Annotated in this window: 18 protein-coding genes; 7 read left to right on the top strand and 11 right to left on the bottom strand. The window is 58.2% G+C overall.

The annotated features are described in order from the left end of the window. Positions 1-213 precede the first annotated feature (213 nt). The 11 genes from paaK to paaA are packed head-to-tail and all read right to left on the bottom strand — an operon-like array spanning position 214 to position 9,723. The gene (paaK, locus tag IM282_RS07080) at positions 214-1,530 is read right to left on the bottom strand and encodes a phenylacetate--CoA ligase PaaK (RefSeq protein ID WP_192970272.1); all 1,317 of its coding nucleotides are present in this window, start codon (positions 1,528-1,530) and stop codon (positions 214-216) included. Between the two features lie 26 nt (positions 1,531-1,556). After that, a complete protein-coding gene (gene pcaF, locus IM282_RS07075) occupies positions 1,557-2,762 on the bottom strand; it encodes a 3-oxoadipyl-CoA thiolase (RefSeq protein WP_192970271.1) in 1,206 nt (401 codons plus the stop codon). Then, complete coding sequence (paaI, locus tag IM282_RS07070; protein WP_022648026.1) at positions 2,762-3,184, bottom strand: hydroxyphenylacetyl-CoA thioesterase PaaI; 423 nt, start codon at positions 3,182-3,184, stop codon at positions 2,762-2,764. Before paaI ends, pcaF begins: the two co-directional genes overlap by 1 nt. Beyond that, positions 3,174-4,598: a 3-hydroxyacyl-CoA dehydrogenase PaaH gene (gene paaH, locus IM282_RS07065; RefSeq protein WP_192970270.1), complete on the bottom strand. Its 1,425-nt coding sequence runs from the start codon at positions 4,596-4,598 to the stop codon at positions 3,174-3,176. The genes paaI and paaH overlap by 11 nt, the downstream gene beginning before the upstream one ends. A gap of 1 nt (position 4,599) precedes the next feature. Then, entirely contained in the window at positions 4,600-5,388 is a 789-nt protein-coding gene (gene paaG / locus IM282_RS07060) for a 2-(1,2-epoxy-1,2-dihydrophenyl)acetyl-CoA isomerase PaaG (RefSeq protein ID WP_120773519.1), read from the bottom strand. Further along, positions 5,388-6,155: a 2,3-dehydroadipyl-CoA hydratase PaaF gene (paaF, locus tag IM282_RS07055; protein ID WP_192970269.1), complete on the bottom strand. Its 768-nt coding sequence runs from the start codon at positions 6,153-6,155 to the stop codon at positions 5,388-5,390. The genes paaG and paaF overlap by 1 nt, the downstream gene beginning before the upstream one ends. Beyond that, the gene (gene paaE, locus IM282_RS07050) at positions 6,152-7,222 is read right to left on the bottom strand and encodes a 1,2-phenylacetyl-CoA epoxidase subunit PaaE (protein WP_022648022.1); all 1,071 of its coding nucleotides are present in this window, start codon (positions 7,220-7,222) and stop codon (positions 6,152-6,154) included. Before paaE ends, paaF begins: the two co-directional genes overlap by 4 nt. A gap of 7 nt (positions 7,223-7,229) precedes the next feature. Beyond that, entirely contained in the window at positions 7,230-7,727 is a 498-nt protein-coding gene (paaD, locus tag IM282_RS07045) for a 1,2-phenylacetyl-CoA epoxidase subunit PaaD (protein WP_003857347.1), read from the bottom strand. Between the two features lie 11 nt (positions 7,728-7,738). Further along, positions 7,739-8,485 carry a 1,2-phenylacetyl-CoA epoxidase subunit PaaC gene (paaC, locus tag IM282_RS07040; RefSeq protein WP_192970268.1) on the bottom strand — a complete coding sequence of 249 codons (747 nt, stop codon included), beginning with the start codon at positions 8,483-8,485 and terminating at the stop codon, positions 7,739-7,741. Between the two features lie 8 nt (positions 8,486-8,493). Continuing rightward, positions 8,494-8,781 (bottom strand): 1,2-phenylacetyl-CoA epoxidase subunit PaaB, encoded by a 288-nt coding sequence (gene paaB / locus IM282_RS07035; RefSeq protein WP_003857353.1) that lies wholly within the window; start codon positions 8,779-8,781, stop codon positions 8,494-8,496. Positions 8,782-8,793: 12 nt separating this feature from the next. Then, positions 8,794-9,723, bottom strand: a complete 930-nt coding sequence (gene paaA / locus IM282_RS07030; protein ID WP_155018868.1) for a 1,2-phenylacetyl-CoA epoxidase subunit PaaA — start codon at positions 9,721-9,723, stop codon at positions 8,794-8,796. A gap of 285 nt (positions 9,724-10,008) precedes the next feature. Here paaA and paaZ point away from each other — a divergent pair, with 285 nt between their 5' ends. The 7 genes from paaZ (at position 10,009) to IM282_RS06995 (ending at position 19,268) form a co-directional block, all read left to right on the top strand. Further along, positions 10,009-12,048 carry a phenylacetic acid degradation bifunctional protein PaaZ gene (gene paaZ, locus IM282_RS07025; protein ID WP_192970267.1) on the top strand — a complete coding sequence of 680 codons (2,040 nt, stop codon included), beginning with the start codon at positions 10,009-10,011 and terminating at the stop codon, positions 12,046-12,048. A gap of 225 nt (positions 12,049-12,273) precedes the next feature. Next, positions 12,274-12,756 (top strand): Hcp family type VI secretion system effector, encoded by a 483-nt coding sequence (locus tag IM282_RS07020; protein WP_154051226.1) that lies wholly within the window; start codon positions 12,274-12,276, stop codon positions 12,754-12,756. A 113-nt stretch (positions 12,757-12,869) separates the two neighbouring features. Next, positions 12,870-13,163 (top strand): polymorphic toxin type 44 domain-containing protein, encoded by a 294-nt coding sequence (locus IM282_RS07015; protein ID WP_226839837.1) that lies wholly within the window; start codon positions 12,870-12,872, stop codon positions 13,161-13,163. Then, positions 13,141-13,536: a hypothetical protein gene (locus tag IM282_RS07010; protein WP_032624319.1), complete on the top strand. Its 396-nt coding sequence runs from the start codon at positions 13,141-13,143 to the stop codon at positions 13,534-13,536. Before IM282_RS07015 ends, IM282_RS07010 begins: the two co-directional genes overlap by 23 nt. Positions 13,537-13,695: 159 nt before the next feature. Continuing rightward, the gene (gene tynA / locus IM282_RS07005) at positions 13,696-15,969 is read left to right on the top strand and encodes a primary-amine oxidase (protein ID WP_063145963.1); all 2,274 of its coding nucleotides are present in this window, start codon (positions 13,696-13,698) and stop codon (positions 15,967-15,969) included. A gap of 166 nt (positions 15,970-16,135) precedes the next feature. After that, positions 16,136-18,109 (top strand): alkyl/aryl-sulfatase, encoded by a 1,974-nt coding sequence (locus IM282_RS07000; RefSeq protein WP_048966596.1) that lies wholly within the window; start codon positions 16,136-16,138, stop codon positions 18,107-18,109. A gap of 52 nt (positions 18,110-18,161) precedes the next feature. Beyond that, entirely contained in the window at positions 18,162-19,268 is a 1,107-nt protein-coding gene (locus tag IM282_RS06995) for a GGDEF domain-containing protein (RefSeq protein WP_023300025.1), read from the top strand. Positions 19,269-19,301: the final 33 nt, after the last annotated feature.

Here is a 19,301-nt window from a genome sequence, read left to right as displayed (position 1 = left end):
CGCCAGGGTGGTGGCGACTGAGCCACCCTGGCACGTTCACCGGTCATATCGTTACAGAGTAGCAAGGAACATAAAGTGAACGGAATGACCACCACCGCCGTATGTTCCCCTCACCCTAACCCTCTCCCCGGAGGGGCGAGGGGATTGCTCAGTGCTCGCATTAATTTGTGGGGAACCCTCAGCCCTTTGGTAGAGGGCTGGAGTAAGGGAAATTCAACCGTTGGCTGCCACTTTACGCAAATCAAACACCCGGCAGGCTTTACCCTCGGATCGCGGTATGCTTCCGCAGTTAACGATCATCACATCGGTTGAAATCCCCACCATCGATTTAATCCGATGACGCAGCTGATGGCAGACCTGACAACGCTGTTCATGCGTCAGCGTTAAGCTACTCTGTTTCAGCTCGACCTTCACCGAAAGTGAATCAAGATGCCCGCGGCGGTTCACCTCCAGCTGATAGTGCGGCGAAAGATGTTCGAACTTGACGATCTCCTCTTCCAGCTGTGACGGGAAGACGTTAACGCCGCGAATGATGAGCATGTCGTCGCTGCGCCCGCTGATGCGATCCATCCGGCGCATGGTGCGTGCGGTGCCCGGCAGCAGGCGCGTCAGGTCGCGGGTGCGGTAGCGGATCACCGGCAGCGCCTCTTTGGTCAGCGTGGTGAACAGCAGTTCGCCCTGCTCGCCGTCGGCCAGCGGCGTGCCGTCATTCGGGTTGACGATCTCCGGGTAGAAGTGATCTTCCCAGATGGTCGGGCCGTCAGCGGTTTCAAGACACTCCATCGCCACGCCCGGCCCCATCACCTCGGAGAGACCATAGATATCCAGCGCGGTAATGCCCAGCCGTTTCTCGATCTCGCGGCGCATCGCCTGCGTCCACGGCTCGGCGCCAAACACGCCGACGCGCAGGGAACAGGCGCTGGCATCACCGCCCATCTGACGCTCCAGCTCTTCGATCAGGTTCAGGCAGTAAGAGGGCGTCACCATGATCATATCCGGCTGGAAATCGCGGATCAGCTGCGCCTGCTTCTCCGTCTGGCCGCCGGACATCGGGATCACCGTCGCCCCCAGACGCTCTGCACCGTAGTGCGCCCCCAGCCCGCCGGTGAAGAGCCCGTAACCGTAGGCGACGTGAATTTTATCCTTCGCGCTGCCCCCGGCTGCGCGCAGGGAACGGGCGACGATATTGGCCCAGTTGTCGATATCATTCTGGGTATACCCCACCACGGTCGGCTTTCCGGTGGTGCCCGACGAGGCGTGGATACGCACCACCTGCTCCATCGGCACCGCAAAGGTATCGAACGGGTAGTTGTCGCGCAGATCCTGCTTGGTGGTGCACGGGAATTTTTGCAGGTCCGCCAGCTCGTTGAAATCCTCAGGGTGAACGCCCGCGGCATCAAACTTGCGTTTGTACATCGGAACGTTGTTGTAGGCGTGGTTCAGCGTCCACTTCAGGCGCGCGGTCTGCAACGCCTGCAATTCATCAATGGACGCGGTTTCGATCGGATCAAGCTTTGTTGTATTTATCATCGCAGGGTACTCACATTATTGTTCGCTCAAACACGCTCAAGGATCATGGCAATGCCCTGACCCACACCGATGCACATCGTACACAGCGCGTAGCGCCCGCCGCGTCGGTGCAATTCATTGCTCGCGGCCAGCGCCAGTCTGGCACCGCTCATTCCCAGCGGATGACCTAGCGCGATCGCTCCGCCGTTCGGGTTGACATGCTCCGCGTCATCCGGCAAGCCCAGCTGACGCAGCACCCCCAGCGCCTGTGCGGCGAAGGCTTCGTTAAGCTCAATGACGTCCATATCGGTGATACTGAGTCCGGCACGTTCCAGCACCTTACGGGTGGCGGGAACCGGGCCTAATCCCATCAGACGCGGCTCGACGCCCGCGGTCGACGTGGCCACAATGCGGGTGCGCGGGGTTAACCCCTGGGCAAGCGCCATCGGCTCGCTGGCGATAATCAGCGCCGCCGCCCCGTCGTTGACGCCAGAGGCGTTCCCCGCCGTCACCACACCGTTCTTGCGAAACGGGGCTTTCAGCGCGGCAAGCTGTTCAAGGGTGGTTTCGGCGCGCGGATGCTCGTCTACGCTCACTTCCGTTACCGCGCCTTTTTTCCCCGTTACCTGTACCGGGATTATCTCCTGCGCCAGAACGCCATTCTGCTGCGCCAGCGCGGTGCGCTGCTGGCTGCGCAAGGCAAATGCGTCCTGATCGGCACGGCTTATATTTAACAATTCCGCTACATTCTCTGCCGTTTCCGGCATGCTGTCAGTTCCGTATTGCTGATGCATGAGCGGATTCACAAATCGCCAGCCGATGGTGGTATCGAAGATCTCCGCCTGACGCTGAAACGCCGCGGTGGCTTTACCCATCACGAACGGCGCACGGGACATGGATTCGACGCCACCGGCGATCAGCAGATCGCCATCCCCGGCCTTAATGGCGCGCGCCGCAAAGCCAAGGGCATCCAGACCGGAGCCGCACAGGCGGTTAATGGTGGTACCGGAAACGGTCTGCGGCAGCCCGGCCAGCAGCGACGACATGCGCGCCACGTTGCGGTTATCCTCTCCGGCCTGATTTGCGCAGCCGAAGATCACGTCATCTATGCGCTCCAGATCGAGCTGCGGGTAACGCGCCAGCAGCGCACGCAGCGGAACGGCCCCTAAGTCATCGGCACGCAGGCTGGATAATCCTCCACCGTAGCGACCGACCGGGGTACGCACACCCTCACAAATAAATGCGTTACGCATCAGGCTTCTCCTGTCACACTGCCGCCGGTGCGGTGGGATTTCCCGCGAAAAAGAGCGACGGTTTTATGTTGTTGATTCTGAATTTCGATGTCGTAGACGCCGGTCAGTTTGCCCTGATGCTTCACCCGCGCGGTAGCGGTCAGCTTATCGCCAGCAAAGCCCGGACGCAGAAAATCGATGGCGCAGCCTGAGGCCACCGCCGCCAGCCCCTGACTGTTGCAGGCGTAGGCAAAGGCGGTATCGGCCAGCGAGAATAGCTGTCCGCCGTGGCAGGTTTTATGCCCGTTAAGCATCTGCGGGGTGATGGTCATGGTCACCACCGCGTAGCCCTCGCCCATCTCGATAATGTCCATCCCCATCGCCTGCGCGCAGGCGTCCCGTTCGTACATCGCGCGGGCGTTATGCCAGGCGTTATGACTCATAACTACTCTCCAGAAGCGCACGCTGGCGCAGCAGTGAACAGGGGCGATAACGTTCCTCGCCGTAGTGACGTTGCAGGTTCTCCAGCAGCGTTAACAGACGCTGCCAGCCAAGGCGCTCGCCCCAGGCGATGGGGCCGCAGGGATAGTTGACCCCTAAGCGCATGGCGGTATCGATGTCTTGCTCACTGGCGACCCCTTTTTGCAGGGCATCCAGCGCTTCGTTGGCAATCATCGCCACCGTGCGCCAGATCAGCAGGCCGGGGTAATCCGCAATCTGGACCACACGTTTCTCCTGGTGCTGCAACCAGTAAATGGCTTTCTGCGTGGCGGCGTGCGGGTTGCCGGGCGCGGCGGCTATAACGGCCACATCCCGCTCGATGCGGTCGACCACCACCACCGGACAGCCGTGGCGCAGCGCCAGCGACTGCGCGGTTTCACCCTGCGTTTCGATCAGCAACATATCGTCAATTTCCGTGACACCGTCACTTCTTCGCTGTGCGCGCATCGGGCTGAAGCTGTGGCTGACCGGGGCGAGCCAGCTGACGGCGGGTTTGTCCTCCTGCCAGCGGTAAACGCCCTGCCCGCTTTTCTTACCCAGACGCCCCGCCAGCACCAGCTCCTGCTGCACCAGCGACGGCAAAAAACGACGCTCCTGCCAGAAGGCGTTAAATACGGAGCAGGTCACGGCAAAGTTGACGTCCTGACCAATCATGTCCGTCAGCTCAAGCGGCCCCATCGGGAAACCCCCGCCGTCTCGCAGGGCGGCGTCGATCACCTCGGGCGCTGCCACCTGCTCTTCCAGCGCGCGCCAGGCTTCCGAGTAGAAAGGACGCGCTACGCGGTTGACGATAAACCCCGGCGTGGACTGGCAGCGTACCGGCTGCTTTCCCCAGCTCAGCGCCAGCTCGCACAGCGCATCGGCCACTTCGGGTGAGGTCGCCAGCCCGCTGACCACCTCCACCAGCTTCATCACCGGGGCAGGATTGAAGAAGTGCAGCCCGGCGACGCGTTCAGGGTGGTTTATCTCCGCCGCAATCGCGGTAACGGAAATGGACGAGGTATTGCTGGCGAGTAGCGTCTGCGGCGGGCAAACCTCTGCCAGCTGGGTAAACAGCGCCTTTTTCACTTCAAGCCGCTCGGAGGCCGCCTCGATCACCAGATCGGCTTTCGCCAGAGCACTGATATTCGTCACCGGCGTCAGGCGGGCGAGGATCTGTTCCCCGGCGTCGGCAGAGAGTTTTCCGCGCGCAACGCGAGAGGACAGCCGCTGGCGAATGCCGTCGACGGCGCGGGAAATCGCCGCAGCGTCAATGTCGTACACCAGAACCGGATGACCGTGGGTGGCTGCCACTTCGGCAATCCCGGCGCCCATGGTGCCGCTGCCAATGACGGCGACCGTATGGATATTCACCATCTTATTTCCCCGTAAAGTTCGGCGCGCGTTTTGCCAGGAACGCGCTGACGCCTTCCCGGTAGTCGTCGCTGCGTCCGGCCAGACGTTGATAGTCGCGCTCCAGATCAAGCTGGGCGTCGAGGGTGTTGGTTTCGGCGGCGTTGATTGCCTGCTTGATCAAGCCCAGGCCATAGGTCGGCTGCGAGGCAAAATGCAGCGCCATCTGCTGTGCGGTGGCGGAGAGCTGCTCGTCGTCCACCACCTGCCAGATCATTCCCCAGGCCTGTGCCTGCTCGGCGCTGAGCTTGTCGCCAAGCAATGCCAGCCCCATGGCGCGGGCGCGTCCAGTCACGCGCGGCAGCAGCCACGTTCCGCCGCAGTCCGGTACCAGCCCGAGCTTGCTGAAGGCCATCACAAAGCTGGCTGAACGGGCCGCAATCACCATGTCACAGCCGAGGGCCAGCGTGGCACCTGCCCCCGCCGCCACGCCGTTAACCGCGCAAATCACCGGCTTCGGCAGTTTTGCCAGGCGGCGCACCAGCGGGTTGTAAAAAGTCTCAACGGACATGCCCAGATCCGGCGCAGGGCCGTTCGGGTCCACGTTACGGTCGTTGAGATCCTGCCCGGCGCAGAAACCGCGTCCTGCCCCGGTGATCAGCAGGCAGCGGATAGCGTCATCGCGCTCGGCCTGCTTCAGGCATTCGGAAAGCTGCTGGTGCATGACGTCGTTAAAGCTGTTCAGGCGCTCCGGGCGGTTCAGCGTAATGGTCATTACGCCCTGCTCAACATGGCTCAGAATAAATTCCACAATTAGCGTCCTTTAAAGTCTGGGGTGCGTTTTTGTAAAAAGGCGTTGATGCCTTCCCGGCGATCGTCGGTGGCCGCGAGTAGCGCAAACAGCTGACGCTCCTGCGCCAGCCCGGCCTGAAGCGGCACTTCCTGCGACTGGCGAAGCGCCTGCTTCGCCGCCTGTAACGCCAGCGGCGAGTGGCGCGCCATCAGCCCCGCCTGCTTCAGGGCGTACTCCAGCGTCAGCGAGGCCGGGTAAACGTCACTGACCAGCCCGGCGCTGTGCGCCTGAACCGCCGTGATGCTTTCGCCCGTCAGCACCATTTTGCTGGCCAGCGATTTGCCCACGCTACGGATTAGCCGCTGGGTGCCGCCTGCGCCCGGCATGATCCCGAGGGTGATTTCCGGCAGGCCAAAGCGGGCGTTATCACCGGCAATCACCACGTCGCAGAGCAGCGCCAGCTCACAGCCTGCCCCCAGCGCGTAGCCGTTCACGGCGGCAATCAGCGGTTTGGTGAAGGCGTTTATCCGCGCCCACAGCTGCGGGCGGATATCGTTCAGTGTGGCGGGCAGGTCTTTCTCCGCCATTTCGTTGAGATCGGCCCCGGCGGCAAAGCAGCGTTCGTTGCCGTAAATCACACAGACGGCGATCTCCGCATCCGCGGCGGCGGCTTCAAGCTGCTCCGTGATTTGCGTGAGCAGCGCATTGTTGAGCGCGTTGCGCGCCACCGGACGGTTAAGCGTCAGCTGCAACACGCGGCCATGACGGGTGACAATCAGTTCGCTCATGCCATCCCCTTCGCATCAAAATCGACGATAACGTCAGCGGTTAACGGCAGCGCCTGACAGCTCAGCACATAGCCTGCGGCCAGCTCGTCCGGCTCCAGGCTGTAGTTGGTCGCCATGTCCACCTTCCCGCGAAGCACTTTGCATTTGCAGGTGGCGCACACGCCGCCCTTGCAGGCGTAAGGCAGATCCGCCCCCTGACGCAGGGCCGCGTCAAGAATGCTCTCGTCGTCCGCCGTCAGGGTGATCTCCCTGTCGCGCCCGTCCTGACGGACGGTGACCTTCTGCCCGTCGGCCTGCACGCTGACTGTCCGTTTAACGGGGGTTCCCGGCGTGTTAAAGCGTTCAAGATGGATCGCTTTTTCCGGCATACCCAGCGCTTTCAGCGCCGCCTCAGCCTCGTCCATCATCGCCGACGGGCCGCAGATGAAGGCTTCATCGTACTGGCGGAAATTCACCAGCGTTTTTGCCAGCGCCTGGAGCTTTTCCCCGTCAATGCGGCCATGGAGCAGATCGCTGTCGAGCGTCTCCTGGCTGAAGATAGAGATCAGCTGCAAACGCTGCGGGTATTTATCTTTCAGGTCCGCCAGCGCCCGGCGGAACATCATGCTCTGGCTGCTGCGGTTACCGTAAATCAGGGTGAAGTGGCTGTGGGCTTCAGTGGCCAGCGTAGCGGACATAATCGCCAGCATCGGGGTGATCCCGGACCCGGCGGCAATCGCCAGATAGTGGCCTTCGCGTTCGGCCTGCGGCTGGTAGCCAAAATGCCCCTGGGGCACCATCACCTCCAGTGCCATGCCCGGTTTGATTTCGTCCCGGGCATAGCGGGAAAAACGTCCGCCCTCGATGGCTTTGACCGCCACGCTGATCTCACCGCACGCGGTGCTCCGGCAGATGGAGTAGCAGCGGCGCAGTTCATCCCCGCCAGGACTGGCTTTCAGGGTCAAATGCTGACCGGGACGGAAGCGGTACGCCTCCTGTAACGCCTGCGGCACCGCGAAGGTAATGGTCACCGCGTCGCGGGTTTCAGGTTCCACTTTTGCCACTGTTAATGAATGAAACGTTGTCATGGCAGCCTCAAATACATTTGAAATAGTCGAAGGGCTCACGGCAGGTATTGCAGCGGTAGAGCGCTTTGCAGGCCGTGGAACCAAATTCACTGATGAGCGAGGTATCGGTGCTTGCACAGCGCGGGCAGCTCACCTCCGCGGGAACGTGGGCATGGCAGCTATGGCCGACAGGCGGGCTGATGCCATATTCCCGCAGGCGCCTGCGGGCATCGTCGGTCATCCAGTCGGTGGTCCAGGCGGGCTCCAGTTGCAGCACAATATGTACCGGGGAAAAGCCGTTCCCGGTCAGAGTTTCGCGGATCGCCCCCAGCAGATGCTCCGTTGCCGGACAGCCCGAATAGGTTGGCGTGAAGCCTATAACCCAGCCTTCCCCCTGCGCCTTCACGCTGCGCACCATGCCTAAGTCGGTGATGGTCAGCACCGGCACTTCCGGGTCGGGGATCTGGCTTAACAGCGCCCAAATCTGCGGGATTTGGGCAGGCGCAATGTCGACGAGGCGTTGCATAGCGTTCTCCTTTACCACTGCTGGCCGGGGTAAACGCGCTGGAGATACTGCATCTCAGCCAGCATCGGTCCGAGGTGTTCAGTATGTAGCCCCTTCTTGCCGCCCGAGCGATACGCCACTTCCTCGGGCACGCGGAGGGTAGCTTCCGCCAGCCCGGCAAACACTTCGCGCTCCCACGGTTCCCGCAGGGCGCGCGGATCAACCGCCACGTCGGTGTCAACCAGCGCCAGCTCGACGTCGTCGGCGTCGAACAATTCAGCCGTAAAGCGCCACAGGCTATCCACCGCCTGCTGCATTTTCTGTGAGGAGGTTTCTGTCCCGTCCCCCAGCCGCACCAGCCAGCCGCGGCTAAAACGCAGGTGATAGCGCGCCTCTTTAATGGCTTTTGCCGCGATGGCGGCAAGCTGACTGTCGCTGCTGTGGATCAACCGTTCGTACAGCGCTACGTTCCACGCATCCATCAGATACTGACGGGCAATGGTGTCGGCGAAGCTGCCGTTTGGCTGTTCCACCAGCAGCAGATTGCGGAACTGACGCTCATCGCGGCCATAGGCCAGGGTGTCTTCATCACCCTTACCCTCCCGTTCAGCGGCGTAGGTCAGGAAATTGCGCGCCTGCCCGAGCAGATCAAGGCCGATATTGGCGAGCGCCAGGTCAATTTCCAGCTCCGGCGCATGGCCGCACCAGGCGCCCAGACGCTGTGAGAGCACCAGACCGTTGTCACCCAGACGCAGGGCATAAGCAGATACGTTGTTCATCCCCAACCTCACATATGCTCAATGCCATCAGGGATGGTGTAAAACGTCGGATGGCGGTAGACCTTGCTTTCCGCCGGATCGAAAAACTCCCCACTCTCTTCCGGCTGGGAAGCGACGATTTCACTCGCCTTCACCACCCAGATAGAGCAGCCTTCGCTGCGGCGGGTATAGGCATCGCGCGCGTTTTCCAGCGCCATGCGGTCGTCGGCAGCGTGAAGGCTGCCCACATGGCGGTGCGACAGCCCCTGCTTCGAACGGACAAAAACTTCGTATAACGGCCAGTAAACATTGCTCATGGTTGATTCCTCTTATGCGGCCAGGCGGGCGCGTTGTTTTTCCGCGTGGGCAAGAGCGGCTTCACGCACCCATGCGCCGTCGTCCCAGGCTTTACGTTTTGCGGCCAGACGTTCGTGGTTGCATATCCCGCGCCCGTTGATCACCTCGTCAAATTCGTGCCAGTCGATTTCGCCGAAGCGGTAGTGGCCGCTCTCTTCATCGAAACGCAGGTCGGGATCCGGCACGGTCATGCCAAGCATCTCCACCTGAGGCACCGTGTTGTCCACGAAGCGCTGGCGAAGCTCATCGTTGCCAAAGCGTTTGATCTTCCAGGCGAGACTGCGGGCGCTGTTTGGGGAGTTGTCGTCGTTGGGTCCGAACATCATCAGCGCGGGCCACCAGAAACGGTTGATGGCGTCCTGCAACATCTGCCGCTGTGCTTCGCTGCCCTGCGCCAGCGCCATACAGGCCTCAAAACCCTGACGCTGGTGGAAGCTCTCTTCTTTACAGATTTTCACCATCGCCCGGGCGTACGGGCCGTAAGACGTACGGCACAGCGCCACCTGGTTCACAATGGCCGCGCCGTCCACCAGCCAGCCAATGACGCCGATATCGGCCCAGCTCAGGGTCGGATAGTTGAAGATGGAGGAGTATTTCATCTTGCCGTCGAGCATCTTTTGATAGATGTCCTCCCGGGCGCAGCCCAGCGTTTCCGCCGCGCTGTAGAGGTACAGGCCGTGTCCGGCTTCGTCCTGAACCTTCGCCAGCAGAATGGCTTTCCGGCGCAGCGTCGGCGCGCGGGTGATCCAGTTTCCTTCCGGCAGCATGCCGACAATCTCAGAGTGGGCGTGCTGTCCAATCTGGCGGATCAGCGTCTTGCGATAGGCATCCGGCATCCAGTCCTGCGGCTCGATGGCCGTCTCCTGTGCGATGCGTTGCTCAAAGCGTTGTTCTTGCGTCACATAACCACCTTTGTGATTCGTTAAATCACCAAAAACAGCATAATGGTGAATCATTTGGTTTCTTAAAAGTTACACAAAGGTTAAATATAACCCCAAGAAGCGTTTGTTTATTTTGTGACGACGCTCGCAAGCCTTTTCATGAAAGGCCGATTATACAAGGCTTTCGGGTGGTCAGGCTAAGCAATAGAGATCACAACGTTAACAATTCATTAAAACTCAGCTTGCTTTTTATGATTCGCGATCAAACTATTTATAGTGAAATCACGAAACACCTGGAGAGAAGAAATGCAGCAGTTAGCCAGCTTCTTGTCCGGCACCTGGCAATCAGGCCGGGGCCGCGAGCGCACCATCACCCACGCCATCAGCGGGGAAACGCTATTTGAAGTCACCAGCGAAGGTCTGGATATGGCGGCCGCGCGCCGTTACGCCATTGAACACGGCGGAGAAGCGCTCCGCGCAATGAGCTTTATCGAGCGCGCCGCCATGCTGAAGGCGGTGGCCAAACATCTGCTGAGCCAGAAGGATCGGTTTTATGCCCTGTCAGCCCAGACCGGCGCGACGAAGGCCGACAGCTGGGTGGATATTGAAGGCGGTATCGGCACCCTCTTCACCTACGCAAGCCTCGGCAGCCGTGAGCTGCCGGACGATACCCTGTGGCCGGAGGATGAGCTGATCCCGCTGTCGAAGGAAGGCGGCTTTGCGGCACGTCACGTGTTAACGTCGAAATCCGGCGTGGCGGTGCATATCAACGCGTTCAACTTCCCGTGCTGGGGGATGCTGGAAAAGCTCGCACCCACCTGGCTTGCCGGGATGCCCGCCATCATCAAGCCCGCCACCGCCACCGCGCAGGTGACTCAGGCAATGGTGAAAGCGATCGTCGAGAGCGGACTGGTGCCGGACGGCGCCATCAGCCTGATCTGTGGTGGCGCGGGCGATCTGCTGAACCAGCTCGACAGCCAGGACGTGGTGACGTTTACCGGGTCGGCCAGCACCGGGCAGAGCCTGCGCGTACATCCGAATATCGTCGCGCATTCCATTCCGTTTACCATGGAAGCAGATTCCCTTAACTGCTGCGTGCTGGGTGAGGACGTGACGCCGGAGCAGCCGGAGTTTGCGCTGTTTATTCGCGAAGTAGTGCGCGAGATGACCGCCAAAGCCGGGCAAAAATGTACCGCCATCCGCCGCATCATCGTGCCGGAAGCGCAGGTTGAAGCCGTCAGCCAGGCGCTGATCGCGCGGCTGGAGAACGTGGTCGTCGGCGATCCGGCCCAGGAAGGGGTGAAGATGGGGGCTCTCGTCAACAGTGAGCAACGTGCTGACGTGCAGGAAAAAGTCGATCATCTGCTTGCCTCGGGCTGCCAGATCCGTCTGGGTGGTAAAGCCGATATGCAGGCGGCTGGCGCATTCTTCCCGCCCACCCTGCTGTTCTGCCCGCAGCCGGACGAAACTCCGGCCGTTCACGCCACCGAAGCCTTTGGCCCCGTCGCCACCCTGATGCCCTGCCGCAACAGTGAACACGCCATGCAGCTGGCGCGGGCGGGCGGCGGCAGCCTGGCGGGAACGCTGGTCACGGCAGATTCAAACGTGGCGCGGCAATTTATTGCCGGTGCCGCGCGCGCCCACGGACGCATTCAGATCCTCAACCAGGAATCTTCGAAAGAATCCACCGGCCACGGTTCACCGCTACCGCAGCTGGTGCACGGCGGCCCGGGACGTGCGGGCGGCGGCGAGGAGCTGGGCGGCCTGCGTGCGGTGAAGCACTATCTCCAGCGCACGGCAATTCAGGGCAGCCCGTCCATGCTCGCCGCCATCGGCAAACAGTGGGTCCGTGGCGCGGAGGTGCAGGAAGATCGCGTTCATCCGTTCCGTAAATACTTCGAAGAGTTACAGCCGGGCGACAGCCTGCTGACCCCGCGTCGTACCCTGACGGAAGCGGATATCGTGAATTTTGCCTGCCTGAGCGGGGATCATTTCTATGCCCATATGGACAAAATTGGCGCGGCGGAGTCGATTTTTGGCGAGCGCGTGGTACACGGTTATTTCCTGATTTCCGCCGCGGCGGGGCTGTTTGTCGATGCCGGGGTTGGGCCGGTCATTGCCAACTACGGCATGGAAAACCTGCGCTTTATCGAGCCGGTCAAGCCGGGCGATACCATTCAGGTGCGCCTGACCTGTAAACGTAAAACGCTGAAGAAACAGCGCACTGCCGAGGAAAAACCGACTGGCGTGGTGGAATGGGCGGTGGAGATCTTCAACCAGCATCAGCAGGCCGTGGCGCTTTACTCCATTCTGACGCTGGTGGCGCGCCAGCAGGGTGACTTTTAATCAAAGCAATGGCATTAACCTTGCTGCCTCGAGTGTTTGAGCGCATCAAAATAAACGGAAGGTAATACAGGGACTGGTTGGCTTTGATTAATCGAACCATCCAGTCTGCCTGGTTTGGATAAGTTACAACCGGAAACACTAAGCAAATTGACCGTATAGTTAGCATAGTTATTATTTATCTCCGGGAATATTCCCGCGTTAAATTACATGGATGATTAACAGACTATGGCAATTCCTGTTTACCTTTTCTTGACTGACGATGGTGGCACAAAAATTACAGGCTCGGTGGATGTTTGTTACCGTGAGGGAAGCATTGAAGTCACTGGCTTTACACACAATCTTCGCCTCCCAACCGATCCATTGACCGGGAAAATGACCAGTAAACGTAACCATGCCCCAGTCGTATTTCAAAAAGAAATCGATTCCTCCTCCCCTTACCTGATGAAAGCGGTTGCGACTGGCCAAACCCTTAAAACGGCCGAGTTCAGGTGGTATCGCATTAATGACGCCGGACAGGAAGTAGAATATTACAATATGCGTCTCGATAATATTCGCGTCGTTTCCGTTACGCCATTGATGCATGACATTAAAGACCCGACGAAAGAAAAACATAATCATCTTGAAGTCGTGGAACTACGCTATGATAAAATAACATGGACATATTGCGATGGTAATATACAGTTTGCAGACTGTTGGGCTGAGCGTTAAATATGCGAACTCCTTCCTATTCAACACCCTATAATATTGCATCCTTTGCACCACCTGGCGTGGACGTCGTTAGCCACATGATAATAGCGCGATTTCATGGTGGCCCCTCATTAATGACCTACATATGGTTTTATCAAATGGTCAGAAACCATGGTCCCTGGGATTATAAACAAGGTCGTGCAGAGTATGCCAATTTTGGCAATTTTCATTACGGTGCCGTTGGTGCGGCAGCAGGCATTCCTGAGGGAATTCTGCTCCGGGGGGCAGGCACTGCACAGATTCTTGCCGGGACAAGCGATCCTGCAGAATTTGAAAAATTCCAGAACAATAATAATTACGGTGATGATCCAGTCGATCAGTTATGGATAAGGGCAGGAATAGATTATGCGCGACGTTCGGGTTTTTAACTGGCGAGCTGGAATTATTATCTTTAGTTTTCTCATATTCATTGCATACCCTTTCCGCGATCTTTTTACCGTGTATGAAAATTTGCAGGAAAAAATCAAGGTTAACGATCGTTTAACTCTTTACATCACCCAGGTTGAGACGGGTTCACTGTCTAAAAACAGGTATCATATTTATCTCTTTGATGCGAAAAAAAGTCCGGAAGAATTCATGTCTAATATTAAGAATATCAATCCCGTCATGATCACCGATGATGATAAAGCTTCAGCGGCAATTAAAAATGGAGACATTTATCTTCGCGTTCGCGGTACGGTTTATTCGTTCACGACGGTAGGTTTCGATGTCCGCATTCATCTCGACAGTTCACCTTACTGAAGCATACTTTCACTTTCACGGGGTGTGATGCACCCCCGGTCTTTTTTTAACCTGGCAAGACTGACAAACAACCTGGCAGATGCAGGCAAACGCTTTTCGTGCGCGCCTGTCAGGATAAGGCTGACACAACACAATAAACACAACAAGATGAGGTCTGCGATGGGAAGCAATTCTTCTTTTTCTGCCCGTAGAACGGCACTGGCCATGGCCGTTGCGCTCTGTTGCGCCTGGCAATCCCCTGTTTACGCTCACGGCAGCGAGGCGCATATGGTCCCGATGGACAAAACGCTTCAGGCGTTTGGCGCGGACGTGCAGTGGGATGATTACGCCCAGATGTTCACCATCGTTAAAGACGGTGCCTTTGTGAAGGTCAAACCCGGCGCCAACACCGCCATCGTTAATGGCAAACCGCTGACGCTCCAGGTGCCCGTGGTGATGAAGAACAATAAGGCCTATATCCCGGAGACTTTTATCAACGATGTCTTTCAGTCCGGTCTTGATCAGACATTCCAGGTTGAAAAACGCCCCCATCCGTTAAACGCGCTGACCGCTGATGAAATCAACCAGGCCGTAGCCATTGTGAAAGCCTCTGCGGATTTTAAACCCAATACCCGCTTTACCCAGATTGCGCTGGCGGAGCCAGAAAAGGCCAAAGTCTGGGACTTTGTGCTTAACGGCACGGCGGTGGATGCGCCCCGCCAGGCCAATATCATCATGCTTGATGGTAAACACATCATCGAAAGCCGGGTGGATCTGAAGGACAAAAAGATCCTCCGCTGGGAGCCGATCAAAGACGCGCACGGCATGGTGCTGCTGGATGACTTCAATACCGTGCAGCAGATCATCAATGAAAGCCCGGAGTTTGCCGCCGTGCTGAAAAAGCGCGGCATTACCGATCCGAAGAAAGTGATCACCACCCCGCTTACCGTCGGCTTTTTTGACGGCAAGGATGGGCTGAAACAGGAAGACCGCCTGCTGAAAGTGATCAGCTATCTCGACGTGGGCGACGGTAACTACTGGGCGCACCCGATCGAAAACCTGGTTGCGGTGGTGGATCTCGAGCAGAAGAAAATCCAGAAGATTGAGGAGGGCCCGGTCGTGCCGGTGCCGCTCACCCCGCGTCCTTATGATGGCCGTGACCGCGTTGAAACGGTGAAAAAACCGCTGGAGATTATCGAGCCGGAAGGCAAGAACTACACCATTACCGGGGATATGGTGCACTGGCAGAACTGGGATTTTCATCTGAGCCTGGACTCGCGCGTCGGCCCGATGATCTCCACCGTGACCTATAACGACAACGGCAAAAAGCGACAGGTGATGTATCAGGGATCGCTCGGGGGCATGATTGTGCCGTACGGCGACCCGGATATCGGCTGGTACTTTAAGGCCTACCTGGACTCCGGTGATTACGGCATGGGTACCCTGACCTCCCCGCTGGTGCGCGGCAAGGATGTTCCGTCTAACGCCGTGATGCTCAACGAAACCATCCCGGACTATACCGGTGCGCCAATGGAGATCCCCCGGGCGATCGCCATTTTCGAGCGTTACGCCGGGCCGGAGTATAAGCATCAGGAGTTAGGTAAACCCAACGTCAGCACCGAGCGCCGCGAGCTGGTGGTGCGCTGGGTCAGCACCGTGGGTAACTACGATTATATCTTCGACTGGGTATTCCACGAAAACGGCACCATCGGCATTGATGCAGGGGCCACGGGCATTGAAGCGGTGAAAGGCGTGCAGACGAAAACCATGCATGATGCCACCGCGAAGGATGACACCCGATACGGTACGCTGATCGACCATAATATTGTCGGCACCACCCACCAGCACATCTACAACTTCCGTCTGGATATGGACGTGGACGGCATCAACAACAAGCTGGTGGCCATGGATCCGGACGTCAAACCGAACACCGCTGGCGGACCGCGCACCAGCACCATGCAGGTTAATCAGTATGATATTGATACCGAACAGCAGGCGGCGCAGAAGTTTGATCCGGGCACCATCCGCCTGTTGAGCAACACCAGCAAAGAGAACCGCATGGGCAACCCGGTCTCGTATCAGATCATCCCTTACGCGGGGGGCACACACCCGGTGGCGACGGGCGCGAGGTTTGCCCCGGACGAGTGGATTTATCACCGCCTGAGCTTTATGGATAAACAGCTGTGGGTGACGCGTTACCATCCCGACGAGATGTACCCGGAGGGAAAATACCCGAACCGTTCCACGCATGATACGGGCCTCGGCCAGTACAGCAAAGATAACGAGTCGCTGAACGACCAGGATAACGTCATCTGGATGACCACCGGCACCACCCATGTCGCCCGCGCCGAGGAGTGGCCGATAATGCCGACGGAATGGGTGCACACGTTACTCAAGCCGTGGAACTTCTTTGACGAGACGCCAACGCTCGGTAAGAAAAAAGAGCAGAAATAACACGTTGACCGGGCACGATGCCCGGTTTTTCATTCGCTTTCTTGCTGAATACCACTCCCCGATTATAGTTAATGTTACTTCGCTTAATGCTTTTGCAACATCTGAAACATTTTGTAGATATCGAAGTGTCCATGAACAACGCTATACATAACCGAGAGGTTTTAGGATGAAAGTCAATGAGATAGCAAGAAGCCTTGCGCTGGCCGGTTTTTTCATTTCCGCCAGTTCAGCCTGGGCCGCAGAAGCCCCTAAGGATGCAACCGCAGCAACTCAGCAGGCCAACAACGCACTCTTCAACCAGCTTCCTTTCTCCGATAACACCGATTTTACCAATGCCCACAAAGGGTTTATCGCCCCGCTACCTCAGGAAATTATCAAAGGGGAGCAAGGCAACACCGTCTGGGATCCACAGCAGTACGCCTTTATCAAGGAAGGCGATAAAGCGCCCGATTCGGTTAACCCGAGCTTATGGCGTCAGTCCCAGCTGATTAACATCAGCGGCCTGTTTGAAGTCACCGAGGGCGTGTACCAGATCCGTAACCTCGACCTGTCAAACATGACCATTATTGAAGGTAAAGAAGGCATTACCGTGGTCGACCCGCTGGTGTCGGCGGAGACGGCCAAAGTCGGGATGGATCTTTACTATAAAAATCGCGGCAAGAAACCTGTCGTCGCTGTTATTTACACCCACAGCCACGTTGACCACTATGGCGGCGTGCGCGGCGTGGTGGACGAAGCCGACGTGAAGTCCGGCAAGGTTAAAGTCTACGCGCCAGCCGGATTTATGGAGGCCGCCGTCGCGGAAAATATCATGGCGGGTAACGTCATGAGCCGCCGCGCCAGCTATATGTACGGCAACCTGCTGAAGCCGGATGCGAAAGGCCAGGTGGGTGCGGGTCTCGGCACCACCACCTCCGCCGGGACGGTGACCCTGATCGCCCCGACCAATATCATCGAGAAAGATGGTCAGAAAGAGGTGATCGATGGCCTGACCTATGATTTTATGCTCGCGCCGGGCTCCGAAGCGCCTTCTGAGATGCTCTGGTATATCGAAGAGAAAAAGCTGATCGAATCTGCGGAAGATGTTACCCATACCCTGCACAACACCTACTCCCTGCGCGGTGCGAAAATTCGTGAACCGCTGCCATGGTCGAAATACATCAACCAGGCAATTGTACGCTGGGGTGATAAGGCCGAAGTTATCATGGCGCAGCACCACTGGCCGACCTGGGGCAACGAGAATGTGGTTAACCTGCTGAAAAGCCAGCGCGACCTCTACCGCTACATCAACGACCAGACCCTGCGCATGGCGAATGAAGGGCTGACGCGTGACGAGATCGCCGCCAACTTCAAGCTGCCGAACTCCCTGGCCAATACCTGGGCCAACCGAGGCTATTACGGTTCAGTCAGCCATGACGTCAAAGCCACCTACGTGCTCTATTTAGGCTGGTTTGACGGCAACCCCGCGACCCTGGATGAACTGCCGCCTGAAGAAGCTGCGAAGAAATTTGTGGAGTATATGGGAGGCGCGGATGCCATCCTGAGTAAAGCTAAAACCGATTTTGACCAGGGCAACTATCGCTGGGTGGCTCAGGTGGTCAGCAAAGTGGTGTTCGCCGATCCAAACAACCAGGCCGCACGTAACCTTGAAGCGGATGCCCTGGAGCAGTTGGGTTATCAGGCTGAATCCGGCCCATGGCGTAACTTCTACCTGACCGGCGCGCAGGAGTTGCGTAACGGCGTGGTGAAAGGTCCGACCCCGAATACCGCCAGCCCGGATACCGTGCGCGCAATGACGCCAGAAATGTTCTTTGACTATCTGGCGGTGCATATCAACGGTGAAAAAGCAGCGGATGCAAAATCGGTGTTTAACATCGACCTCGGCAGCGACGGCGGCAAATATAAGCTGGAGCTGGAAAATGGCGTGCTGAACCACACGGCGAACGCCGAAGCGAAGGATGCTGACGCGACCGTGACCCTCAACCGCGATACGCTGAATAAAATCATCCTGAAAGAAGTGACGCTTAAACAGGCTCAGGATAATGGCGATATCAAAGTGACGGGCGATGCCGCAAAACTCGATGCCATGCTCGGTTACATGGATAAATTTGAATTCTGGTTTAACATTGTGACCCCGTAAAGGCATGCACTCGCGGGCGGTCTTTCCGCCCGCCACAGGGACATTCTCTCTCATGGAAAAAAGACACAACGCCACTCCGGAGCCCGCGACCTGGCCGACCCGTAACGCCATGGTTGTCCACGGGCTGGCCATGAACCTGCCGTGGCTCGCCTTCGTCAACGCGAGCTTTGCGCTAATGATCCTGCTGCGCAATTCCCTGTTCGGCCAAATTGATACCCTCTTACACGTCAGCCCACCTCTCACACAGATGATTGACGCTTCCATGCTGGGGGTAGTCATCCTTTCCGTGGCGTTGGTAATAATGGCCTGGCGCCACATCCGCGGCGTCAGCGCCGTGCTGTTAATGTGTAGCCTGCTATGGTCGATAAGTTGTTACTGGTTTATCAACGTGATACAGCTTCCTCATCCCTGGCCGATATTCGTTACCCTGCTGATGGCCGGTATGACCGCGCTCTATTTTCATCCGGTGGGGCTGGTGTGCTTTATCGCGCCGCTGTGGATCACCATGCCCGTTGCCAGCATGCTGCTGAATCAGGAGATGAACCTTCGCTTTGCCGGGCTGTGGGTGGTGTTCACGTTCATTCTCGTTTGCGGACGCTACATCCTCTTAAGCTGGTTTGAAGAGGCCTGGCGTCGCAACCAGCAGAATCAGCGTTTAATTTCGCGGCTGGATGCGCTGGCCCATCAGGATCCGCTGACGAAAACGGCCAACCGCAGGGCGATGGAGCTGGTGCTGGAAAATGCGGTGGAGCAAGGCAAACGCTTCACGGTCCTGATGCTGGATGTCGACTACTTCAAACTGTATAACGACACCTATGGTCACCAGGCGGGGGACGCATGTCTCGCGCGGGTCGCGGAGGTGCTGAACACTTCGGTGCGCACGCCAGAGGATGTGGTTTCGCGCTACGGTGGTGAGGAGTTCGTCGTGATCCTCTTTGACTGTGAAGAAAGCGTTGCGGAGAAAGTCGCCGCGCGGATCCAGGCTGGCCTGCGCACCGCAGCCATTGCGCACAGCGCGTCGAAGGTGAGTGAATGTGTGACGGTGAGTATGGGCATTGCCGGCTATACCCCAGGACTGGCTGGCCCGGAAATCATCGCCCGCGCCGATGCGGCGTTGTATCGGGCGAAGGAGTCCGGGCGGGATAGGTGGTCGCGTTAAATAATGCCGGGTGGCGGCTACGCCTTACCCGGC

This window comes from Enterobacter cloacae complex sp. P29RS, assembly GCF_014893445.1.
GTDB lineage: Bacteria > Pseudomonadota > Gammaproteobacteria > Enterobacterales > Enterobacteriaceae > Enterobacter > Enterobacter intestinihominis.
The sequence above is the reverse complement of the archived record's forward strand: the minus strand, read 5'-3'. Positions and strand labels throughout refer to the sequence as shown.